This is a genomic window from Pedobacter petrophilus, from assembly GCF_009674725.1.
Lineage (GTDB): Bacteria > Bacteroidota > Bacteroidia > Sphingobacteriales > Sphingobacteriaceae > Pedobacter > Pedobacter petrophilus.
In genome coordinates this window covers 12,128-34,910 of record NZ_WKKH01000004.1, presented here as the reverse complement: position 1 = coordinate 34,910, position 22,783 = coordinate 12,128, and the positions used below count along the sequence as shown (strand labels likewise).

Below are 22,783 nucleotides of genomic sequence, written 5' to 3'. Positions count from 1 at the left end.
TATAATCTTTTACCTTTCACCTTCAGCCTTTTACCTTTCCTTTAATATTTAGGTTTATTGTTGTTGTTACTTCTTCCGCGATTGTTATTATTGTTCGTGTTGTTCTGGCGGTTTTTTCCGTTGTTATTATTGGTGTTGTTGTTTCTGCTGCGGTTGTTATTGTTGTTGTTGTTCTGACGTGGATTTGGTGCCCTGAATTCTACTTTAGCAAGGTTTACGCCCTCATCTAAAGATAACAATCCACCGGAAAGATATTTTAAATCTTTGATAATCGTTTCATCAGATACGTTATCCTTGTTCCAGGTTACATAGGCCATTTTCATAAAGTTTGCAATTCCCTGTACCATCACTTTTCTACGTTCAGGGTCTTGTTCGGCCATGGCTTTTTCAATCAACCCTTCTACCGTTTTACCGTAGTGTTTATAGGTAATTCGTTGTTGAGGGTAGGCTAAAGGTGCTGGTTTAACGTAGGCATTTTCTATCAAAGGCTTTGGGTATGGGCTATCTACATCAATCTGATAGCCAGAAATGATGTGTAAATGATCCCAAAGTTTATGTTTAAAATCTGCAACATCACGCAAGTGTGGCTGCAAAAATCCCATCAGGTCTATTACCGCCTGGGCGTATTTATTTCGTTCTTCAATGGTGGGTAATTCGCAAATATATTTCACCATGTTTTGAACATTGCGGCCATATTCTGATAAAATCAAATGGCTTCGAGTAGTATTATAATCAAAATTCATGTACAGATAATTTAATAGATAAATCTTCCGGCGATACGAATTATGAAATAACCAGGAGGGTTTAGGTTATGAATTCACCGAAATGTCTATTGCCGGACTTTCGTTTTATATATTCAAAGATAGTAAAATATAATAAATAGAATATTTTAATTTGATTTGCTGTTTTTTTGTAAATGTACGTTCAGTAATTCTTTTAATTTTTCAGTCATGCATTTCATTATAAGCCCAATTAAAATCGGAGCTTTTCATTCCAATTGGGTTTATCAATGTGGAACTGCGCTTTCTTACAACTGTCCGCCCTCTCGACTGAACGTAGCGAAATGGAAAGATCTTTGAAGCTAGATTTTATTTTAACGACTGGAAAGATTTCTCCGTTTCGGTCGGAATGACGATTAGTTTTAAACTATCCGTAAAAAAAAATCTGTGTATTCTGTGTACCTGTGGAAATAAACTATATTTCATCGCTGTTCTTCGGATAATCGAAAAATACCATTTCCCCGGTTCCTTTACTTACCATTTCCCAGGAATCAAAAGGAAATGAAATCAATACCATGCCTGCAGTGGGAATATTATAAAGATCGGCATCACTTAATTCATTAGCCAGATAGGTAAAACCAGGATTGTGACCGAACATCACCACGGTGTTCGCATCATCATTAAACCCATTGATTACTTTAAGAAGGGTATCTGCACTGGCTTCGTAGATAGATTCTTCAAATTGGATATGATCTACATTATAGGCTTCAGCGAAAAACTTAGCGGTAGATTTTGCCCGCTTTGCCGGACTGCTTACGATTAAATCAAATTTAAACCCTTTATTAATTAATCGCTCCGCCATCTCTGGTGCATTTTCTTTACCGCGTTTATTAAGCGGCCTGTCGAAGTCTTTTAAATCTAAATTTCCCCAATCAGATTTTCCATGCCGAACCAGTAATAATTGCTTAGCCATTTAAGTTCTCTTTAATTTTGTTTACGATTGTTTGTGGAGCAATTAAGTCCATGCAACTTTCAACACCACACATACACGGTTTGTTTCCATAAATAGAATTTGGGCGGGATGGATGTTCAATTTGTACGCAATTAAGCTCCGATTGGCCATAACCTAAAAAGCCTGCATAAGGATGTGTTGGCCCCCAGACTGAAACTACCGGAACTCCAACCAGTGAAGCCATGTGCATACCGGAAGAATCCATACTCAGCATCAGATCCAGATTAGAGATAATAGCAAGTTCTTCCGAAAGATTAAAATTACCTATTAAATTATGGGTATTGGGAAATGTTGTAGTCCATTCTTCAGCTGTCTGCTGTTCGTTATGACCACCACCAAAAATAAAAATTTCGACACCAGATTTTGATAATGAAGCAATTACCTGCGCCATTTTTTCTAAAGGATAAATTTTGTAGCTATGCTGTGCAAAAGGAGAAATGCCGACTTTTTTCATCCCGGGATCGCTAAATAAACCTTTCGCTTTTTCAGGCAATTTTTGAGGTTCGTGCACCAACTTATGAGTCAACTGAATTTGGAAACCCAGTTTCCGAAAAACATCTACATACCGTTCTACCGTTTGACGCAAAGGCTTGAAAACTTTATTTGTAGAACGGGTTAATGCCTTTTTTTCTGATCGTCCCTTGTCTATCCTTTTAATTTTTAAACCAGTTAAACGAAAGAAAGAAGAAACTGCCCTGCTCCGTAAATTATCATGCAAATCGGCAATTGCGCTGGGTTTATATTTCCGAAGCTCCTGGTAAAGTCTGTATAATCCAACAATACCTTTATGAATTGTTTTCGGTTGGAGACCATGAAAAACTAAGTTCGGAACGTGGTTAAAGAATGGTTTAAATGCCTCGCGACTCACCATAATAATCTCTGTTTGCGGGTTTTGCGCTGCAAACTCTTTTAAAACAGATGCAACCATTGCCACATCGCCCATAGCCGAAAAACGTAAAACGATTATTTTATTTTTAGTAGGCATTGGCTTTTTTTTAGCCCCATCCCAATTCTCCCCGGAAGGGAGGGGGCGCAAAGTGTTTAATTTATTCGCTCTAGAATTTCTGCTTTCAGCTTTGAGCTTTCCGCTTTAGTCTTTCAGCTTATCCTTGCTCTTTTTTATACAACACCGGATTCAAACTCGGATCATTGTACATTTTCATTTGCTTATACACTTTCATGTATTTTTTTCCTGCTTCAATGTCTGCTAAGAGCTCATTAATGCTGGTTGAAAGGTCATCGCGCTGCGATAATAAAATGTTTAATTTAATCTGACATTGCTCACGGTGTTGTGCAGAAGCCGTTTGGCGCTCCGCCTCTTCATTCATGTGGTAAATTTTTAATGCCAAAATGGAGAGCCTGTCTATTGCCCATGCCGGACTTTCCGTGTTGATCTTCGCATCAGGCAAAGGCGATATGCCCTGATATAAATTTAAAAAATAGCCGTCGATGAATTCAACCATATCAGTACGTACCTGGTTTTGTGCATCAATGCGTCTTTTCCAGCTTAAACCTTCAACAGGATCAATGTTCGGGTTACGAACTACATCTTCCATGTGCCATTGTGCTGTGTCAATCCAGTTTTTAACGTATAAAAGATGTTCTAAACTTTCGGCATCGTACGGATTTTCAACAGGATAATCGATATCGTCAAATTGATGGTAATCGGTAATCACCTGAATAAATATGCGGTTGGCAATTTCACTTATCATGGGGCAAAGATATTAAAAGATTATATAGATTTTTCCTTTGGATTGATTACACTATTTAGGGATCTCACTGATTTTTCCTTCGGGATTGATTATACTGATTTAGGAATTAAACAGATTCTTTTTTGATAATTGGTGAACGAATTTATCAGTAATTTGTTTTCCCTAAACCCTAAACCCTAAACCCTAAACCCTAAACCCTAAACCCTAAACCCTAAACCCTAAACCCTAAACCTTTCTACTATCAAAGTATTCCGTAATTTCGGCTAAAGAAAAAGCATTTAAGCATTTATCAGCACTTAAGCCACCCTTTCTGGCCACCAATATGCCGAATCGTGTATCATGAAAACCATCTGTTCTGTGTGCATCGGGGTTAATGGAAAGTAAAACGCCTTTATCTAAAGCGTACCGGTGCCAGCGCCAGTCTAAATCCAGACGTAAGGGGTTCGCATTAATTTCGATTACCACATTATTGGCGGCGCATGCATCAATAATTTTTTGATAATCAATCGGGTAGCCCGCGCGACTTAACAATAATCTTCCTGTTGGATGACCTAAAATAGTGGTATAAGGGTTTTCGATCGCTTTTAATAGACGTGTGGTCGCTTTGGCTTCATCCATCCTCAGATTACTGTGAACAGACGCCACTACGAAATCGAAAGTTTTTAAGATCTCATCCGGATAATCCAGTGAACCATCGCTTAAAATATCACTTTCAATGCCTTTAAAAATTTTAAATGGAGCAAGTTTTTTGTTCAGCTCGTCAATTTCCTGATGCTGGCCAAATACACGTTGCTCATTTAATCCCTTGGCATAAACTGCTGTTTTCGAGTGGTCGCAAATGCCGAAATATTCCAGATTTAATACCTCTTTACAGTAAATGGCCATTTGCTCCAGCGTATGTACGCCATCGCTCCAGGTAGAGTGATTATGCAAACTGCCTTTTAAGTCTTCGTTTTTGATTAACACTGGGAGTTGATCAGCTTTTGCAATCGCAATGATATCTACGTCTTCACGGAGTTCAGGTTCTACAAAAGCCAATCCTGCTTTGTTGTAAATTTCAGTTTCGCTCTTAAAAGGCCCGTTTCCAGCCAGTGGAAGCACTTGGTTTACATGTTCGCTGTTTCCTGTTTGCCTAAACCATTCCAGATAGAAGTCTGCTTTTTCTACCACAAAAATCTTCACCTTTAAGCCAGCTTCGGTAGTAGCAAGGAAGGCTTCTTCTCCGGCAATGAGTGATAGCGGCCCGAAAAAAGTTAAGTTTTCTTGTACGCTTTCTATATTTTCTGCCCCTATTACAAAGTCGAGTTCATCTATTATTTCGCAGGCGCGACGGTATTGCCCCGCAAAACCCAATGAAGAGTGATTATCTACGGTAATTAACCATTCAGAAATCTGTGCAAACAAACTGTTGGCAAAGCCTTCAACCTGCGCATAAAGGAACCGCCCGTTTGCAGCAAGTTTAAATTCTATGGCATTTTTTATTTCTTCCTGTGTTTTCAAACCGAAGCCTTTTGCTTCGATCAGGCGGTTTTCGTTACAGGCATAATACAGTTCGCCAATGCTTTCAATTCCGAGTGTTCGCCAGATAATTAAAATCTTTTTCGGGCCAATGCCTTTAATGCCAAGCATTTCAATAACACCTTCCGGCGTTTGCCCTATAATGTTATTTAGCTCTTTTAGCTCGCCGGTTTGAAGCAGTTCGATGATTTTCGATGCCAGGCCTTTACCAATCCCGTCAATTTTATCAATCTCTTCGATAGGCTGATCTTTCAACGCAAAAGGTAATTTGTCTACTTTAAAATAAGCATTGGCTATCGATTTTATTTTAAAAGGATTCTCTTCGTGCAGTTCCATTAACTGTGATAAAAAGCGCAAAGTGCGGGCGATGGTCTTGTTTTCCATAAAGTGTAAAATTAGAAAATAACTTTAAATTCAGGGGAAAGACAAATTTTCAAACAGAATAATTAATGGGTTATTGTACAGGCCATGAAACCGACTAAAGTTATACTTCTGGTATTAACCCTGGGCTTTATCACTTGTAAATCGAATCGGAAAACGGATGTTGACAGCGATTTTCTGAACAGCAGATATCCCATTATTGAAAACCACTTGTAAGCCGGGGAAATTATTTCCACTTTGCAGTCTTCAATTTGTAGTTATGAAAAAATATTTAGTCATCATGCTGTCAATCTGTTGTACAACGGCATTTGCCCAGACAGTTAAACCCATTTTTATTCAGGATAGCTTAAAACTAATCTCTTCACAATTCAAATTTACCGAAGGTGCATCTGTAGACAAACAGGGAAATGTTTTTTTTACCGATCAACCCAATGATAAGATCTGGAAATACGACATCAATGGTCAGTTGAGCTTGTTTATGGAGAAATCCGGAAGGGCAAACGGAACCTATTTCGATAAGAAAGGCAACCTGATAGTTTGTGCTGATGCGCAAAATGAAATCTGGTCTGTTGACAGAAATAAAAATATTAAGGTTTTATTTTCAGATTTTGAAGGCAAGAAGGTAAACGGCCCTAATGATCTCTGGATTGATGGAAAAGGTGGCTTTTATTTTACTGATCCATATTATCAACGTAATTACTGGACCAGAAAAGCATCGGAACTGGATGGCGAAAAAGTGTATTACCTTCCGAAAGGAAAGAAAACGGCGAAAATTGTTGCTGATAAAATGGTACGGCCAAACGGAATTGTTGGAACACCGGATGGTAAGTATTTGTATGTTGCTGATCGACAGGCGGATGTTACCTATCGCTATGAGATCAATAGCGATGCATCCCTGGGTAATCGGACACTTCTATTTAAACAAGGATCAGACGGGATGACATTAGATACTGCCGGAAACATTTACATTACCGGAAAAGGAGTTGATATCTATAATCCTAAGGGAGAAAAAATTGGCCATATTGATGTTCCGGAAGATTGGTGCGGAAACATTTGCTTTGGTGGCATCAATAGAGATACAATTTTTATCACAGCATCAAAGTCGCTATACTGTATTAAAACTACTGCGAAAGGCGTTGAATAATAGTTTGTTATGGATGGAAAGTTTTTTATTCACACTGAAGGCTGAAAATGAACTGATTTTTTTTCTGTTCACTTTATTCATACTCCCAAAATATTAAAGTGATTATTTAGTTTTGGGTTCCTACTTATAGGGATAGACAACTAAAAAAAGCCCTCTCAGGATTGAAGGGCTTTTTTATTTTTACCCTGTTTCTGAAACTAATTTCGCCTGATGCAATCAGCAAATTCTCACTCAGGCTTCTGATTTTGTGTGAAATGTGTAGAATACTGTGAAGTAAGTTTACAGTTTTTGATCATAATAGGTAGTTAAGGTTGAAATAACTTCTATGGAAGTTAATTTTGAATCAAATTCCCTCACAATGAAATGGTTATCAGTTCTATTCTTCCTTGTATTTGTTTTCGTAAAGTTAAGTGCACAGCAAAAGCCAAAACCCTTGGTTGCGAAGGTGATCTATAACGTTGTTTATAATCAGGAAAAAGGAATCAAGATTTATCCAAAACTAACTGGTCTTAAAAATGCGAATTCAGATTTGTTGGTAAACACCTGTTTTTACCTGGAAAACGGGAAAGAGTTGAAGAATTTTTATAATCTTTATTGCTGCGAGAGCGGAAAAATACTGGCAGCAAATCAGCAGTCTGTTTCCGGAAATCCGTATTCTTCCGATCAGTTATTTATATTTATCCCCTATGCACAGCTAAATTTGAGCCGGCGGAAAGTGCATAAAGTAAAGTTTGCATTAAATGCATCTATAGAAAATCAGGTACCATCATCGAGCAAATTTTACCATAGCATCATTAATATGCTTTAGCCTAAATCTTATAGAAATTTGCGCAGGCTGTAAGCGAACGGGTAACTACAGGATGGCTTAAATCATTACTTTGTGCATATTTGATTGCTATAACATTGTAAGGTAGCTTTAACCAGGTATTATTTGTTTCAGTTCGCTGCCGCGTGAAATCTTCTTATGAGAAAAAAAATCTTATTCCTCATCATTATTGCTGCATTTGGATGGTCTTTCAAAGCTAAAATAGATCGTATTAAAATTCAGGAAATCAAATTAGAAACGCCGTTTAACATGCCGGCGGTTAAGTATCCGGATTTTTCCGAAACCAGGCGCTGCTATTCTGGCCTTTGCTCATCGTCTGGCTTAAAACACAATTAACGATTAAACGCTAATGAATAATAAAAAGATATTTCTGTTCAGTGCTTTCGCCATGTTGTTTTCGAACGCATTGTTTGCACAGCAAACCAGCTATAAATTTGATTTTGGTACTGGCAAAACGGCGAAAGGTTACATCAACATCCTTCCGGGAAGCCGGTTTGAAGATGGGAAAAAATATGGTTTCGATTTCAATTCAAAAGTAGAAGGAACAGAACATGCCGGAAAAAATGTCTTAACCAGCGATGGCGTAAAAAGTGAAAAACCATTTTACTTTTCAGCAGCTGTACCAGAAGGGAATTACGAGGTTACAGTTACTTTGGGAGATGAAAAAGAAGCGACTTCAACTACGGTAAAAGCAGAATCGCGAAGGTTAATGTTGGAGAACATAAAAACGAAAGCAGGTCAGTTTTTAACTAAAACATTCATTGTCAATATTAAAGACAGGAACATTACCGGCGGACAAGTGGTTTCACTTAAGCCCCGCGAATTAACCAAACTGGATTGGGATGATAAGCTCACCCTTGAATTTGATGGTAAAACTGTTTTAGCAGCTTTAGAAATTAAGAAAGTAGAAAACCAGATCACAGTTTTTTTGGCTGGAAATTCTACTGTAGTTAATCAGGAAGAGGAGCCCTGGGCATCGTGGGGACAGATGATTCCAAGGTTTTTTAAACCTGGCGTGGCCATTGCCAATCATGCCGAATCTGGTTTAACGTTGGGCTCTTTTTTAGGCAGTAAACGGTTAACGAAAGTATTAAGTGTAATGAAGCCGGGTGATTATCTTTTTGTAGAATTCGGACATAACGACCAAAAAGACAAGGGACCTAATGATGGTGCTTATAAATCGTATACAGAAAGGCTAAAAACTTTTATCACCGAAACCAGGAAAAAGGGAGGCATTCCGGTTATCGTCACTTCAACCAGCAGAAGATCCTTTGATTCGACTGGTAAAATTCAGAATACGCTGGGCGATTTTCCTGATGCGGCCAGAAAGGTTGCCAAAGAGGAAAATATAGCTTTAATCGATCTGAATGTGATGACTGCGCAGTTGTTTAATGCATTAGGAGAGGAGCAAAGCAAGAAAGCCCTTGTGCATTACCCTGCAAACAGCTACCCGGGTCAGGATAAACCTCTGGCTGACAATACTCACTTTAACCCTTATGGTGCGTATGAAATTGCTCAATGTGTGATCCTGGGGATTAAAAACCAAAAATTGGGTTTAATAAAGTATCTGGTAGATGATCTGCCAGTTTTTGATCCATCTGAGCCAGATGATCTTTCGGTTTGGAAGTGGCCGGAAAGTCCGGGGAGCAGTTTGGTTAAGCCTGATGGGAATTGAGTTTTGAGTTGGAAGTTCAGCGTTTGGAGTTAAGAGTTGAGCGTTTTGAACTACAAAGCAATCTTTTTGTATAGCTTCATCTTATTGATCCGAAAAATCGATATCGCAAACTGAAGCTTGGGTGGATGAAGGGTTGAAGCAATCTTTAAAGATTTTCATCGTTGAAAAGATTACTTCAACGGCTGAAAAAGCCTTCACCAACGAAGGAGAGGTGAGGTTAGTGGGTTTTGACAAGGTGTTTTTGTTTTAAGTCGTAACGGTATGCTACGACTTGAAACGGTAAATTACTGCTTAAGTAATTTATTAAGTTCGCTTGGTTTAATGGTTAAAATTGTTCCATGCCTTAATCCCTTTGGCAAAGAAATCTGATCAGAAACATCTTTCCAGTTTTTCAAATCTGATGATAAGATTGCGCCATATTTGTGATCGCGGTATTTATCAAAATAAACCAACCAATCTTTTCCAATTTTTGCAGTTGTAGGTCCTTCCGCCCAGTAATTGCCCGTAATGGGTTCGCTGGCTTTCGAGTAGGGGCCAGTGAGTTGATCTGCATACGCGATTTTGATATTTTTCTGTGCAGGTTCGCGGGTTTCATCCTTCAAAAACATTACAAATCTTCCTCGGTCTTTAACAATGGAAGCATCGATTACGTTAAATCCAGGCTCATAAAGCAGTTTCGTATCAGAAAAAGTCTTAAAATCCTTTGTAGTTACATAATAAATCCGGTGGTTATAGCCATCTTCCTTTTCTGATGCTGTTTCATTAAATTTTCCTGTAATGGTGGATGCCCAATAAATCATATAATTTTTGGTTTTACCATCATAGGTAATTTCTGGTGCCCAGGTATTCCTCGCGCCATCTTCCTTCGCCATTACCGGAATAAATTGCTGTTCGCTCCAGTTAATTAAATCTTTAGAACTGGCATAGCCAATGCCTTTATCTTTCCAGCTTACCGTCCAAACCATGTGAAACAAGCCATCAGCACCACGAATAATACAAGGATCTCTCATGAGTTTATCCTTGCTTACTACAGGCTTCAAAAATGAAGAATCATTTTTTAGAGCGGTCCATTTGTAGGCATCAATACTGTAGGCGAGGTGCAAACCATCCTGGCCATTATTTTTGAAATAGGCGAAGAGGTAAACATCTTTTTTAGATTGCCCCAGAACATCAAAAAAAACTATCAGGAGTAATATTGCCGTATAAAATATTTTTTTCATGTACTATGTTTATTCAACCACCAATACAAAACCGCCGTAAGGTTTCATGGTAATTTTTGTTTTTGCATCAGTATCAAGGTTGCTTTGAACAAACGAAAGGTCTTCTTTTCCATCAATAATCAGCTTTGCTTTTTTACCAAATTTTGAACTATCGAAAGAAACCTCTTTTATGCTGTTTTCGCCGTTGATGCCAGCGATATACCATTTATCACCTGCTTTTCTTGCCATTACTACAAATTTACCAGGATAACCGTCGATTAGTTTGGTATCGGTCCAGCTTGCCGGAAACTCCTGTAAGAACGTTTTAACAAATGCAGGAACTTTAGCCATTCCCTCCGGCGTTTCTGCAAGATGTTGTACACCTGAATGGAAAATGATAGGGAGCGCCAATTCAAAAGTACTGGTGGTTTTTAAATTGATGTTTGGAAGCTTGTTTAATGACATTGGCGTAAAATCCATTGGATCGAACACATTTCTGGTGAACGGAATAGTAGTTGCATGGGCAGGCTCCTCATTGGCATTTTCTTGCTCAAAAGTGATAAATTCCATTCCCTTGATCGATTCCATCGTTACGAGATTTGGATAGGTTCGTTGCCAGCCACGTGGCAATGTTGCGCCATGGCAATTTACACTCAAGCCAGATTTAGCAGCATCTTCAAAAATTTCCAGGTAATACCTAATCATCGACTGACCGTCGCCACCAAAGAAGTCTACCTTAATACCTTTAATTCCCATTTTCTGAAGCATTGCAAACTCCTGCAACCGACTTTCCCTTACATTCAGCTTATTTTTCGGGGTGTATTTAACGGTATTCCACGCACCTGCAGAGTTGTACCAGAGGATTAAGCCAACATTTTTAGACTTTGCATAATCTGCCAGTTCCTGCATTTTTGGAAAACCAATCGTAATATCCCAGTTGACATCAATCAGGCAAAATTCCCATTTCATATCGGCAGCAAAATCAATATACTTTTTCTGCACATCGTATTTAATTGAGTTATCTTTTAAAATAATCCAGCTCCAGGAGGCTTTACCTAACTGAAACTGATCTGGATTGATGTTGCTTTTTGCAGGGTAAGCCAAATCTGTACCCAGCGTAGATTCTGTTACCGTTTTCAAACTCCCGATGGCAATAATGCGCCAGGGTGTATACCAGGGGAGGGTAGATTCGGGATTTACATTCTGGCCCGTAAAAGCCTCCCGCTGATCTGGAAAGCCAATTTTATAATTGCCATCCGGAGCGTTTTGCTTCAAACGGGTGGCGCAATAATTGCCATCTAAACCTGTTTCGGAAACCAATAACCAGGTATCTTTGTAATGGAATAATGCCGGATAAACCCAGCCTGCACTGGTTGGTGCAGCGGTACCGGCATTAATTTCTTTCTTGTAATATTCCTCGTAGGATGGATTTGTGCTTTCCCAACCTGTTTTAGCAACAGACATGGGCTGCATCCAGGCTTTTGAAGCTTTGAAGAAATGAAATGAGGTTTTCTCTTCAGTTAATTTGCTAACTTTTGTATCGCGGTCTGGAAAATAATAGCGGAAGGCAATTCCATCATTTGAAACCTGAAAAATAACATCTAGTTTCTTTTTTGATCCATTTTCAAGATGAATAACTCTTTTATTCGCAACGTAGTGATTAACCAATCGTTTCGCATTTTTCAACGTGTAAGTGTCTTTGACTGCCTCATTTTTCGAAACCGATAAAACAGAAAGGTTTTTCGAAAAGTCGGCATCACTCCGGATTAATCCTAATGCTGACGAGTTGAGTACTTCGGTTCCGTTTCTGCTCACACCGTAAAATAGTTGCTTACCCTTTAAAACAACGTTTACTTTAAGCGTTTCATCCGGGCTGCTAATTTCGTATTTCGTTTGAGCATTTACCGTTTGCAGAACGGCAAGGAACAATAGGGGAATGGTTAGGATTTCGTATTTCATATTGACTTATTTTAACTCAAGAACCACAACAGACTGTGCAGGAAGTTCAACTTTAAGTGAATTTCCGGATTTTTTAGCACCGTTAAACTTTGCATTCTGAACTTTATTGGCAGCGGTAAAAGTGTTTACATCCGTTAAGTTCGCAGAGGTTAAAATCTGTCCGGTTACCGTTTTCCACTTTAATTCGCCAAGATCGGTGTTTAATGAAATTTTGTTTTTTGGATCAAGGTTAACTAATGAAATGTGGATTGCACCTGTAGAATCTTGCGAAGCAGAAACATTTAGCGCCGGAATTTTTTTATCACCCAAAGTATAATCAGGGCTGGTGAAGTTAATAGGCAAATATTTTGCATCCATATGTGCTTTGTACAAATCAAACACATGATAAGTTGGGGTAAGCAACATCTTGTCTTTTTCGGTTAAGATGAGCGCTTGCAACACATTAATTGTTTGCGCCAGGTTGGCCATTCTTACCCGGTCAGAATGATTGTTAAAAATATTTAGGGTTGTGCCGGCAATCAAAGCATCGCGTAAGCTATTTTGCTGATAAAGAAAGCCCGGATTGGTGCCTGGCTCTACATCTGTCCAGATTCCCCATTCATCTACAATAAGTGCAACCTTCTTTTTCGGATCATATTTATCCATAATTTCCGAATGTTTAGTTACAATTTCTTCCATGCGTAAACAGTTTTTCATGGTGTTGAAATACTGCTCTTCATCAAACTTGGTTGCCGATCCTTTTGCGTCCCATTTTCCGGTAGGCAAAGTATAATAGTGCAACGTAAGGCCCCACATTCTGCCTGCACCAATATTTTTCATGCAGGTTTCTGTCCACTTGTAATCTTCGGCATTGGCACCACTGGCAATTCTTTTTAAAGGCGCACCAGCATAATCCCTGGCATAGGTGGCATATCTTCTGTATAAATCGCTGTAATAATCTGCCGTCATGTTTCCGCCACAACCCCAGCTTTCGTTTCCAACTCCCCAAAAAGTTACTTTCCAGGGCTTTTCCATTCCGTTTTGCTTGCGGATTGCCGTCATCGGACTAACCCCATCGAAGTTTAAATATTCTACCCACTTTGCCATTTCTTCAACCGTTCCACTTCCTACGTTTCCGGCAATGTAAGGCTCACAATCAAGCATTTTACACAAATCAAGAAACTCATGTGTGCCAAAACTATTGTCTTCCACTACGCCCCCCCAATTGGTATTCACCATTTTCGGGCGCTGATTCCTTGGTCCGATACCGTCTCTCCAATGGTATTCGTCTGCAAAACAACCACCTGGCCAGCGCAGGTTCGGTACTTTTATTTTCTTCAAAGCGGCTACAACATCTAACCTGATTCTGCCTTTATTCGGGATGGTTGAATTTTCATCAACCCAGAACCCATCATAAATACAGCGACCTAAATGTTCGGAAAAGTGCCCGTAAATGTGTTTACTCACCATTTGATCGCCGGCTGGTTTAATGCTTAGTGAAGTCTCCTTTTGCGCATTGGCGAAAATACCACTACAAAGCAGGGCTAAAGAGAGGAGTGTTTTTTTCATTATCGTTTGGTTAAAATGATTAGTTGAATGGAATTTTAAATACGCTGAACGAGTAAGGCTTTAAGCTTGCCGTAAGTTTCTTGCCATTTATTTTTACCACAGATTTCTTCGGACTTACGGCTTCAGGATTGGCAAAAGAATTGAGTTGATTCAGGTTGGCATCGGCCAGTTCCTCAACGGTACCTTTATTTTTCAATTTCGTTTTTCCTTCGAGATCGAAATCAACCACCTTTGGCTGATCAGAACTGTTTGAAATTTTAATGATCAGTTCCTTTTTCCCGGCATCTAAAACAGAAGAAGCATATAATCCATCCTGACCGATGATATTTTTGCCATCCAAAGTGATGGAGACTACATCTGTACCTTTATTGGTTGAGAAAAGCTTTTGCACATAATAATCCGGTGTTCCGTAAGATTGAAGATTATCTACCCAAATCATATCGGGTGCCCATTGCCATGCATCGATATGGGCAAAAAGAGGTGCGTAGGATGCCATTTGAACTACATCTGCATTTCTTTCTAAACCCGTCATCAAAGAAGCAGATGCCAATGCACTCTGCCAGTTATTGCGGTTGCTGCCTACATAGTTTTTATCGGCATGCACCGCATATTCACCAACAAATACCTTTGTATCATTTCTTGGATAATTATCATAACGGCCGGCGTTTTTCAAAAACCAATCTGCCGGACGGTAATAATGTTCATCAATAAAATCGGCTTTAGTTTCTCTTAAAGAAGTATTTAGTAAGTTAAAACGATCGCCTTCCGGATCTGTTCCTGAACTATTAATGAGTTTGATATCAGGATATTTTGCTTTAATTGCTTTGGTAAAAATGGCAAGACGTTCCAGGTATTGTGGCCCCCAGTTTTCGTTACCAACTCCCATCATCTTTAAATTAAATGGTTTTGGGTGTCCCAGATCTGCCCTCATTTTTCCCCATTTAGTGCTAACATCGCCATTTGCAAATTCGATGAGGTCTAAAGCGTCCTGTACATAAGGATCGAGCTCATCTAAAGAAGCCACCTCTCCAGAATTGAACTGACAAGCCATGCCGCAATTTAAAATGGGTAAGGCATCAGAACCAATGTCTTCTGCCAGCTGAAAGTATTCGAAAAAGCCTAAGCCAAAACTCTGGAAATAATCCGGAGCAGCACGGTGGGCAAATTCAGTGTTCCAGCGGTTGATAATCATTTTCCGGTCTTCGATTGGGCCGATGGTATTTTTCCATTGGTAACGGTTGGCTAAGTCGGTTCCTTCTACAATACACCCACCCGGAAAGCGGATAAACCCTGGCTTCATATCGGCTAAAAGCTGTACCATGTCTGCCCGTAAACCTTGTGGGCGGTTTTGCCAGGTATCGCCAGGAAATAATGAAATCATATCTAAATCAATCTTGCCCTTGCCTTCGAATACAATTGCGAATTTTGCTTTTGGATCGGTCTCTGTTGCCGTAAAACCCGCTGATTGTTTACTCCATTCTTCGCCGGTTTTTTCTGGTGATAAATTGCCTTCACCAATTACCTGATCGCTTGCATTTAACAGTTGCAAGTGTAATTTTACGCCCGGAGCAAGTTGGCGATACATTACTGAAAAATTGTATTTTAATCCTTTCTTAACACCAATGCCTTTAAACCCTTCGTTAATAATGCTGAAAACGCCATTTTCGTTATTTATTTGCAAATAACGCGGATTTGAAGCATTAATATCTTTTCTATTTACCACAAGGATTTCCCCTTCGTTCGCTTTTTTGCGTTGAATAGTCCAGCCCATGAGCGGTTTAGTAAACTCGAAAGAACGGTTTTTAATTAGTTCTGCGTAAATGCCGCCATCAGCACCAAAATTGATATCCTCAAAAAATACACCCCACATATTAGGCTGCACTTTCGCAATAGGTTGATCTATTTTTACCTTGATAACTTTAGGGGTTTGCGCCTGCAAAGCAAATGGAATGGTGATTACACTTAGCGAAGCGGAAACGCATGTATAAAGTATGCCTTTTAATGTTGTGTTTGATTTCATTAAGTTCAATATTTGGTCGGTTACTAAATGTAAAAGTAAAAGATTTCGGATAATAAACGTCATATATACGATTATTTTTTAAAAAACTTGATTCTATCATGTTATCATGTATAAAGCGGCCTTTGTGTTGCTGATTGGAACAGGAACAACATTGGTTAATTGTAAATTTGAGTAACTTTTTTATGTAGGTTTGGAAATAAGCCCGGGTTATTACTTTCCTGGGATCACTGTAGCATCTTAACATTAAATTAAGCAGGATACCACAGGATGCGACTTATAAATTTACTCTCTAAATTGTGCGGTGATCGATGTTTCGCACAGCCTGGAGCAACAACAATCATCCACTAACCAATTAGCATTATGAGACTCTTTTACCTCACTTCCCTCGTGTTGATCATTTGTTTATGCACTACTGTAAGTGCGCAAAAGCCGGAATTAAGCAACACGCTATGGTACAGACAGCCTGCTAAAAACTGGGATGAAGCTTTACCAATTGGGAATGGCAGATTGGGTGCGATGATTTTCGGGCGGGTAGAAAGTGAGCTGATTCAGCTAAACGAAGAAACATTATGGACGGGCGGACCAGCTGATCCGAATCCAAATCCCGATGCGCCAAAATACCTGCCTGAAGTACGGAAACAGCTTTATGCTGGTAATAATCGTGAAGCCGTAAAGCTGATGCAAAAAATGCAGGGGCCAAATACGAACATGTATCAGCCGCTGGCGAACCTGAATCTAAAGCAAAAAATTAATGGAACGGTAAGTAATTATAGCAGAACCTTAAATATTGCAGATGCCATTGCCACTACCTCATTTACGGTAAGCGACGTTATTTATAAACGTGAAATATTTGCCTCTTTTCCCAGCCAGGTAATCGTGATGCGTTTAACGGCAAGTAAGAAAAATGCATTAAATGTAAGTTTTGGCCTTGACGATGAGCTTGAGCACCAGGTAAAGACCGATGGTAACAATCAAATAATCCTAAGCGGGAAGGCCAGAATTACTTCTGATGAACGCAGCAACATCAAACCTTTTATTTATTCTGATAGCCTCCATCATAACGGTATGCGTTACCAGGCGAGGTTAAAAGTGATCCGCACGGATGGAAAACTAAGTACAGATAGCCTATTAAATGTTAAAGGTGCTACCGAAATTCTGTTGATGATTTCCGGAGCGACAAGTTATAACGGCTTTGATCAATATCCGGATAAGGATGGAATTGATGAAAAGGCGAAGGCACTGACTTTCCTAAATAAAGCAGCATCTAAACCTTACGAAGCAATCAGAAAATCACATATTGAAGATTATCAAAAATATTTCAACCGACTGTCTATTAATATTAATAACACGGGTAATTTACTGGCAGATGTGCCAACAGATGAAAGGCTTAAAAGTTACAAAGCAGGAAAACCAGATTTTGGCTTAGAAGAACTTTATTTTCAGTTTGGCCGGTATTTATTAATTTCCTGCTCACGGCCGGGTGGGATTCCGGCCAACTTACAGGGCATCTGGAATGCCTCAATCAGGCCGCCCTGGCGAAGTAATTTCACCACGAATATCAATCTCCAGATGAATTACTGGCCTGCCGAGGTTACCAATCTTTCTGAATTAACGGAGCCCCTAATTACCCAAATTAAGCACATGGCGGTAAATGGTGAAAAAACAGCGAAAAACTATTACGGTGCAAAAGGCTGGGTTCTGCACCACAATTCTGATATCTGGGCACAAACCAATCCGGTGGGCGAAGGTGGCGGAGATCCGAAGTGGGCAAACTGGTCGCTGGGAAGTCCGTGGATTTCGCAGCACTTATACGAACATTATCTGTTTACGGGAGATAAAAAATACCTGAAAGAAACGGCTTATCCGCTAATGAAAGGTGCTGCACTTTTCTGTCTGGATTGGTTGGTGGAAAAAGATGGATACCTCGTTACTGCGCCTTCTACTTCACCAGAAAACAGCTATTTATTGCCAGATGGGAGTAAGGAAGTGGTAACAATCGGCTCTACAATGGATCTTTCCATTATCCGCGATTTATTCAATAATTTGATTGATGCTGCTAAAATCTTAGGAACCGATCAGGATTTTGCAACACTTTTAAAAGCGAAACGCGATAAACTCCGTCCGCTACAAATTGGGAAAAAAGGTAACCTGCAAGAGTGGTATGGCGATTTTGAAGATGAAGACCCTCAACACCGCCATGTTTCGCATTTATTTGGCTTACATCCGGGGAGAGAAATTTCACCTTTGATTGATACCATTTATTCCAACGCAGCAAAGAAGACACTTTTGATACGTGGTGATGAAGGTACAGGATGGAGTAAGGCCTGGAAAATTAATTTTTGGGCAAGGCTGCTGGATGGAGATCATGCCTATAAAATGTACCAGGAATTGTTGAAGAATTCCACATTAAATAATCTTTTTGATACTCATCCGCCATTCCAGATTGACGGTAATTTTGGCGCTGCGGCAGGTGTTGCAGAAATGCTGTTGCAAAGTCACTTAAATCAGTTGCAGTTATTGCCTGCATTACCGGCAGCATGGAAAGAAGGCAGTATAAAAGGTTTGGTTGCCCGGGGCGGCTTCGTGGTAGATCTTTATTGGGCAAACGGCCGGTTAAGCAAAGCATCTATTTTATCTAAAAACGGTGGCACATTAAACCTTCTTACTAACATTGGCATCAAAGCAACTGGTGCTGAACAAGTAAAACGAGGGGTGAATTTTAGCAATACAATAGCAACGACAGCGGGGAAAGTCTACGAAATTTCAGTTACATCTGATCAATAATATACGATGAGTATTAAAAAAGCATTCCTGATTGTCGGCCTGGCCTGCTATGCGATAGCCAGCCATGCACAACAAAAAACGGCTGATCCAAAAAGCGTTAAGCTGTTTTTTGAGAAAGCCTATTTACAAACCGACAGAACCTATTACAGCGCCGGGGAAAACATCTGGTTTAGCGCTTATCTGGTGAATGCGAAAGGTTCAAGCCTAACCTCTTCCAGCAGTAATTTGTACGTAGAACTGATTAATCCAGCTTCGGCAATTCTCGATAAAAAGATCATCAGGCTGGAAAACGGACTTGGAAAAGGCGATTTCAAGCTGGATTCTATTCCCTCAGGATGGTATAACATTCGTGCCTACACCAATTGGATGCGCAATTTTGGAAATGATTTTGTTTTCCAGAAAAGCATTTACATTACCAATCAACCCAATGGAAATGCAACTTCTGCCACCCGGAGTGCAGCGAAAAAACCTGCCGGCCCTGCCAGTAATCTAAAATCTATTACATTTTTCCCTGAGGGCGGATCTTTGGTAAGTGGTTTAACCAGTTTGGTCGCTTTTAAAACCAATGATAACCTGGGAAATGGTTTAGCGGCACGAGGCAGTGTCATTTCATCCAAAGGGGATACGATCACATCATTTCAGAGCACGGAGGCCGGGATGGGGATTTTCGCTTTCAGCCCTAAAGCCAATGAAAGCTACCGGGTGGAAGCCCGTTTCGGCAAAGAGAAAGTAGCGGCTCAACTTCCGCAAATTTTAGCTAAAGGATTGGTTTTGCACATCACCAACGATTCGCTGAATCTTAAAGCAACCATCAGCGCAAGTGAAAGTGCTTTTAGCGAAATGACTGGAAAATCGCTTACCGTAACCATCAAACATGCCGGTGATCACATTTACACTGGCGCAGTGAAGCTCGGGAAACCCATGATTTCAGTTTCAATTCCAAAAAAGGATTTTCCCGAAGGCATCGCTGTGGTTACGGTAACGGACGATGCCGGGCGGCCGCATTGCGAAAGACTGGTTTATATTCACAATAACACTGGAAATATTTTCACCATCACACCAAATAAAACTGCTTATCAAACACGCGAGAAAGTAGTTTTAAATATTAAGGCTACAGACCTTTTTGGTCAGCCGGCTAAAACATCATTATCGCTGGCGGCCGTTGATGGGTTAATCCCCGATGATGGAACCAATATCGTTTCATATTTAATGCTTCAATCGGAAATAAAAGGTGAAATTAAAAATGCAGGTCAATATTTTGATGTTAAAAATCCATCTCGCTTCAAACAGCTTGATTTGCTTTTATTAACGCAGGGCTGGCGGGATTACCTCTGGAAAAAGCTTGCCGATACCACTATAAAAATCTCCTTCCTGCCTGAACCTGGTTTAACCATTGCAGGATCGGTAAGGGAAAAATTGGCCAATAAACCGTTACCAGATATGAATATCACTTTGTTTGGTTCAGGTTTCAACGGACAGAAGTTATATTCCACTAAAACCGATCAGCATGGAAATTATTTTCTTGATGGATTAAAATGGTACGGAAACCAGCCCATTAAAATATCTTCTCATGATGGAAACGGCAAAAAAGGGGGCTGGCTGCAAATAGATTCAGTGGCGAAGCCGATTTCTATCCAGTTTAAAAACGGGCTTCAGGATTTTGCAAGCAACATAGATGCAGAAATTACTAAACGAATGCATTACAATCGCAGCTATAAATTTGGCGATTCCATCACTTTGGATGATATTCAGGTGAAAGCTGATCAAAATAAAAAAGTAGTATTATTCGATGAAACCATGGTCACTTATGGAGATGCTGAGCAGGTGTTCGATATTACGCCGGCAGATTACTCATTTAAAGGTTTGGAACATTTTATCCTGACTAAAGTAAGAGGTGCCTACCCTACAGATGATACCGATTCAATTGGAAACGAGGGCGTAACTTTCTTATCAAACGGAAAAAAAATCAGACCTCGTATCAGAATCAATAGAAAAGAAGAACTGATTGGAGAGCGTTTAGATTATTACAGCCTGCGGATGGATCAGATTAATCAGGTAAGGGTGCAGCACCTGCTCAATAATGCCAGTCAGGATATTTATGTAATCAGCCTCAATGTGAAAGATGATGCCTTAAGAGGTACGAATTTGAATTTACTGAACATCAACCTCAATGGTTATTACACCGCCAGAGATTTTTATTCTCCAAATTACAGCAAGCCTGCAACCGCGAATAAAGATCTGCGAACCACTATTTTCTGGTCGCCGGCCATAAAAACAAATGAAAATGGTACCGCTACCGTAACTTTTTATAACGGAGATAATAAGGGTAAAGTGGTAGTAAAAGCCGATGGTATTTTTGAAAAAGGCGTGGCCGCTTCAGCTAAAATAAATTATACAGTTCAATAAATTCCTTATTAACGATCCAATTACAAACCAATGCGTATCAAATTACCATCCTTAATTTTGCTTTTTACGCTCTGTTTTTCCGTGCATTTATATGCCCAAAGGCAAATGGAAAAGCTGGGGCGTGGGGTAGTTGCCGTTCGGAAAGGCACAGATTCCGTTTTTGTAAGCTGGCGCATTTCAGGAACTGAACCGGATGATATTGCCTTTAATCTCTACCGCAAAACCGGAAGTGGAGTACCGAAAAAACTTAATTCAGCACCTTTAACCAAAGGAACCAATTTTGTGGATGCAGGCGCGAATATGAATGTCGCAAATAGCTATTTCGTGAAATCGATCGTTGGCAACAGGGAACAGGGCGCCAGTACCGCTTTTCTATTGGCAGCGCAAACCCCAGTTCAGCAATATTTAACAATCCCGTTGAAAACGCCTTCGGGTTATACCCCTAATGATGCATCAGTTGGTGATTTGGATGGCGATGGTGAATATGAGATCATTTTGCATCAAACCGGTCGCGGGCGAGATAATTCTTCCAGCGGCATTACCGATCCACCCATTTTTCAGGCTTATAAAATTGATGGAACTTTCCTCTGGGAGATTAATCTCGGTAAAAATATCAGGGAAGGAGCCCATTATACGCAGTTTATGGTTTACGATTTGGATGGCGACGGGATTGCAGAATTTGCCTGCAAAACCGCTGATGGCACAGTAGACGGGAAGGGAAAAGTAATTGGTGATTCAACGAAAGATTACCGCAATAAAAATGGTAAAATATTAGATGGGCCGGAGTTCTTTACCATATTCAGCGGAAAAACAGGTGAGGCTTTAGCTACTACAGATTACATCCCCGGAAGAGGAAATATCGGTGCATGGGGCGGCAGGGGTGGCAACGGAAAAAATGATGATTCTGGAAATCGTGTAGATCGTTTCACAGCTTGCATTGCCTATTTAGATGGTATTCACCCAAGTGTGGTGATGTGCCGCGGCTATTACGGTCGGACGGTGCTGGCCGCCTGGGACTGGCGAAACGGGAAGCTGACCTCTCGTTGGGTTTTCGATACCAAAGATGGGAGAAATCCTTATTCAGGCATGGGCAATCATAATTTAAGCGTGGCTGATGTAGATGGCGATGGAAAAGACGAAATTATTTTCGGATCCATGTGCGTGGATGATAACGGAAAAGGCTTATATACGACTGGTTTACGGCATGGTGATGCCCTTCATGTTTCTGATCTCGACCCTGAACGACCAGGTTTAGAGGTTTTTGGCGTACATGAGATTGAAGAAGGAACAAAAGGTCCAGGAGCTGCATTGTACGAGGCTAAGACAGGAGAAATTCTCTGGCATGGATCGGAAGATGAAGATGTGGGCAGGGGCGTAGCCGATAACATCGATAATACCAGGGTTGGTGCACAAATGTGGTGGTCTGGTTCAAACGGATTGTACGATATGAAAGGAAATAGAATTGGTGAGCAACCGCATTCCACTAATTTTCTAATTTATTGGGACGGTGATCTCTCCCGCGAACTTTTAGATGGAAACCACATCGATAAATACAACGGCGGCAGATTGCTCACGGCAAACGGGGCTATCGCCAATAACTGGACCAAATCTACGCCTGCTTTAAGCGCCGATATTTTTGGCGATTGGCGCGAAGAGCTGATTTTAAGGTCTTATGATAATCAAAGTTTGAGAATTTACACCACCACCATTCCAACTGATTACCGAAATTATACGCTGATGCACGATCCGCAATACCGGTTGAGCATCGCCTGGCAAAATGTTGGGTATAACCAGCCACCACATACCGGTTTTTATTTTGGATATGGAATGAAAAAGGCACCCAAACCCAATATTTTACTTGTTGAACCCAAAAAATAATC

Annotated in this window: 16 protein-coding genes; 7 read left to right on the top strand and 9 right to left on the bottom strand. The window is 40.1% G+C overall.

Features of this window, described 5'->3' with window-relative positions:
- Positions 1-41 precede the first annotated feature (41 nt).
- From GJU39_RS03400 to GJU39_RS03380, 5 genes are all read right to left on the bottom strand, one after another.
- A complete protein-coding gene (locus GJU39_RS03400; RefSeq protein WP_154279291.1) occupies positions 42-743 on the bottom strand; it encodes a DUF4290 domain-containing protein in 702 nt (233 codons plus the stop codon).
- A gap of 451 nt (positions 744-1,194) precedes the next feature.
- Entirely contained in the window at positions 1,195-1,692 is a 498-nt protein-coding gene (locus GJU39_RS03395; RefSeq protein ID WP_154279290.1) for a SixA phosphatase family protein, read from the bottom strand.
- Positions 1,685-2,716, bottom strand: coding sequence for a glycosyltransferase family 9 protein (locus tag GJU39_RS03390; protein WP_154279289.1), 1,032 nt, complete (start codon positions 2,714-2,716; stop codon positions 1,685-1,687). The genes GJU39_RS03395 and GJU39_RS03390 overlap by 8 nt, the downstream gene beginning before the upstream one ends.
- Positions 2,717-2,834: 118 nt before the next feature.
- On the bottom strand, positions 2,835-3,443 hold the full coding sequence (locus GJU39_RS03385; protein ID WP_154279288.1) for a DUF4254 domain-containing protein: 609 nt from the start codon (positions 3,441-3,443) through the stop codon (positions 2,835-2,837).
- Positions 3,444-3,668: 225 nt separating this feature from the next.
- A complete protein-coding gene (locus GJU39_RS03380; RefSeq protein ID WP_154279287.1) occupies positions 3,669-5,345 on the bottom strand; it encodes a DNA polymerase/3'-5' exonuclease PolX in 1,677 nt (558 codons plus the stop codon).
- Positions 5,346-5,601: 256 nt separating this feature from the next.
- On the opposite strand from GJU39_RS03380, the gene GJU39_RS03375 reads away from it, so the two are divergent.
- The 4 genes from GJU39_RS03375 to GJU39_RS03360 all read left to right on the top strand — a co-directional run bounded on the left by GJU39_RS03375 (position 5,602) and on the right by GJU39_RS03360 (position 8,987).
- Positions 5,602-6,486, top strand: coding sequence for an SMP-30/gluconolactonase/LRE family protein (locus tag GJU39_RS03375; protein WP_154279286.1), 885 nt, complete (start codon positions 5,602-5,604; stop codon positions 6,484-6,486).
- Between the two features lie 358 nt (positions 6,487-6,844).
- Complete coding sequence (locus tag GJU39_RS03370; RefSeq protein WP_154279285.1) at positions 6,845-7,294, top strand: hypothetical protein; 450 nt, start codon at positions 6,845-6,847, stop codon at positions 7,292-7,294.
- 156 nt (positions 7,295-7,450) lie between these two features.
- The gene (locus tag GJU39_RS03365) at positions 7,451-7,648 is read left to right on the top strand and encodes a hypothetical protein (RefSeq protein WP_154279284.1); all 198 of its coding nucleotides are present in this window, start codon (positions 7,451-7,453) and stop codon (positions 7,646-7,648) included.
- Positions 7,649-7,661: 13 nt separating this feature from the next.
- Positions 7,662-8,987 carry a rhamnogalacturonan acetylesterase gene (locus GJU39_RS03360; RefSeq protein WP_154279283.1) on the top strand — a complete coding sequence of 442 codons (1,326 nt, stop codon included), beginning with the start codon at positions 7,662-7,664 and terminating at the stop codon, positions 8,985-8,987.
- Positions 8,988-9,271: 284 nt separating this feature from the next.
- Here the strand turns inward: GJU39_RS03360 and GJU39_RS03355 are convergent, their stop codons facing one another.
- Genes GJU39_RS03355 through GJU39_RS03340 form a run of 4 tightly spaced genes read right to left on the bottom strand, consistent with a single transcriptional unit; the run spans position 9,272 to position 15,713 of the window.
- Positions 9,272-10,207, bottom strand: a complete 936-nt coding sequence (locus GJU39_RS03355; RefSeq protein ID WP_154279282.1) for a glycoside hydrolase family 43 protein — start codon at positions 10,205-10,207, stop codon at positions 9,272-9,274.
- A gap of 9 nt (positions 10,208-10,216) precedes the next feature.
- On the bottom strand, positions 10,217-12,145 hold the full coding sequence (locus GJU39_RS03350) for a glycoside hydrolase family 97 protein (RefSeq protein ID WP_154279281.1): 1,929 nt from the start codon (positions 12,143-12,145) through the stop codon (positions 10,217-10,219).
- Between the two features lie 6 nt (positions 12,146-12,151).
- Complete coding sequence (locus GJU39_RS03345; protein WP_154279280.1) at positions 12,152-13,693, bottom strand: alpha-N-arabinofuranosidase; 1,542 nt, start codon at positions 13,691-13,693, stop codon at positions 12,152-12,154.
- A 19-nt stretch (positions 13,694-13,712) separates the two neighbouring features.
- A complete protein-coding gene (locus GJU39_RS03340; protein WP_154279279.1) occupies positions 13,713-15,713 on the bottom strand; it encodes an alpha-L-arabinofuranosidase C-terminal domain-containing protein in 2,001 nt (666 codons plus the stop codon).
- A gap of 360 nt (positions 15,714-16,073) precedes the next feature.
- Between GJU39_RS03340 and GJU39_RS03335 the strand changes: the two genes are divergently transcribed.
- The 3 genes from GJU39_RS03335 (at position 16,074) to GJU39_RS03325 (ending at position 22,781) form a co-directional block, all read left to right on the top strand.
- Positions 16,074-18,497 carry a glycoside hydrolase family 95 protein gene (locus tag GJU39_RS03335; protein WP_154279278.1) on the top strand — a complete coding sequence of 808 codons (2,424 nt, stop codon included), beginning with the start codon at positions 16,074-16,076 and terminating at the stop codon, positions 18,495-18,497.
- Positions 18,498-18,503: 6 nt separating this feature from the next.
- On the top strand, positions 18,504-20,903 hold the full coding sequence (locus GJU39_RS03330) for an alpha-2-macroglobulin family protein (protein ID WP_154279277.1): 2,400 nt from the start codon (positions 18,504-18,506) through the stop codon (positions 20,901-20,903).
- Between the two features lie 105 nt (positions 20,904-21,008).
- Entirely contained in the window at positions 21,009-22,781 is a 1,773-nt protein-coding gene (locus GJU39_RS03325; RefSeq protein WP_245227677.1) for a rhamnogalacturonan lyase, read from the top strand.
- Positions 22,782-22,783: the final 2 nt, after the last annotated feature.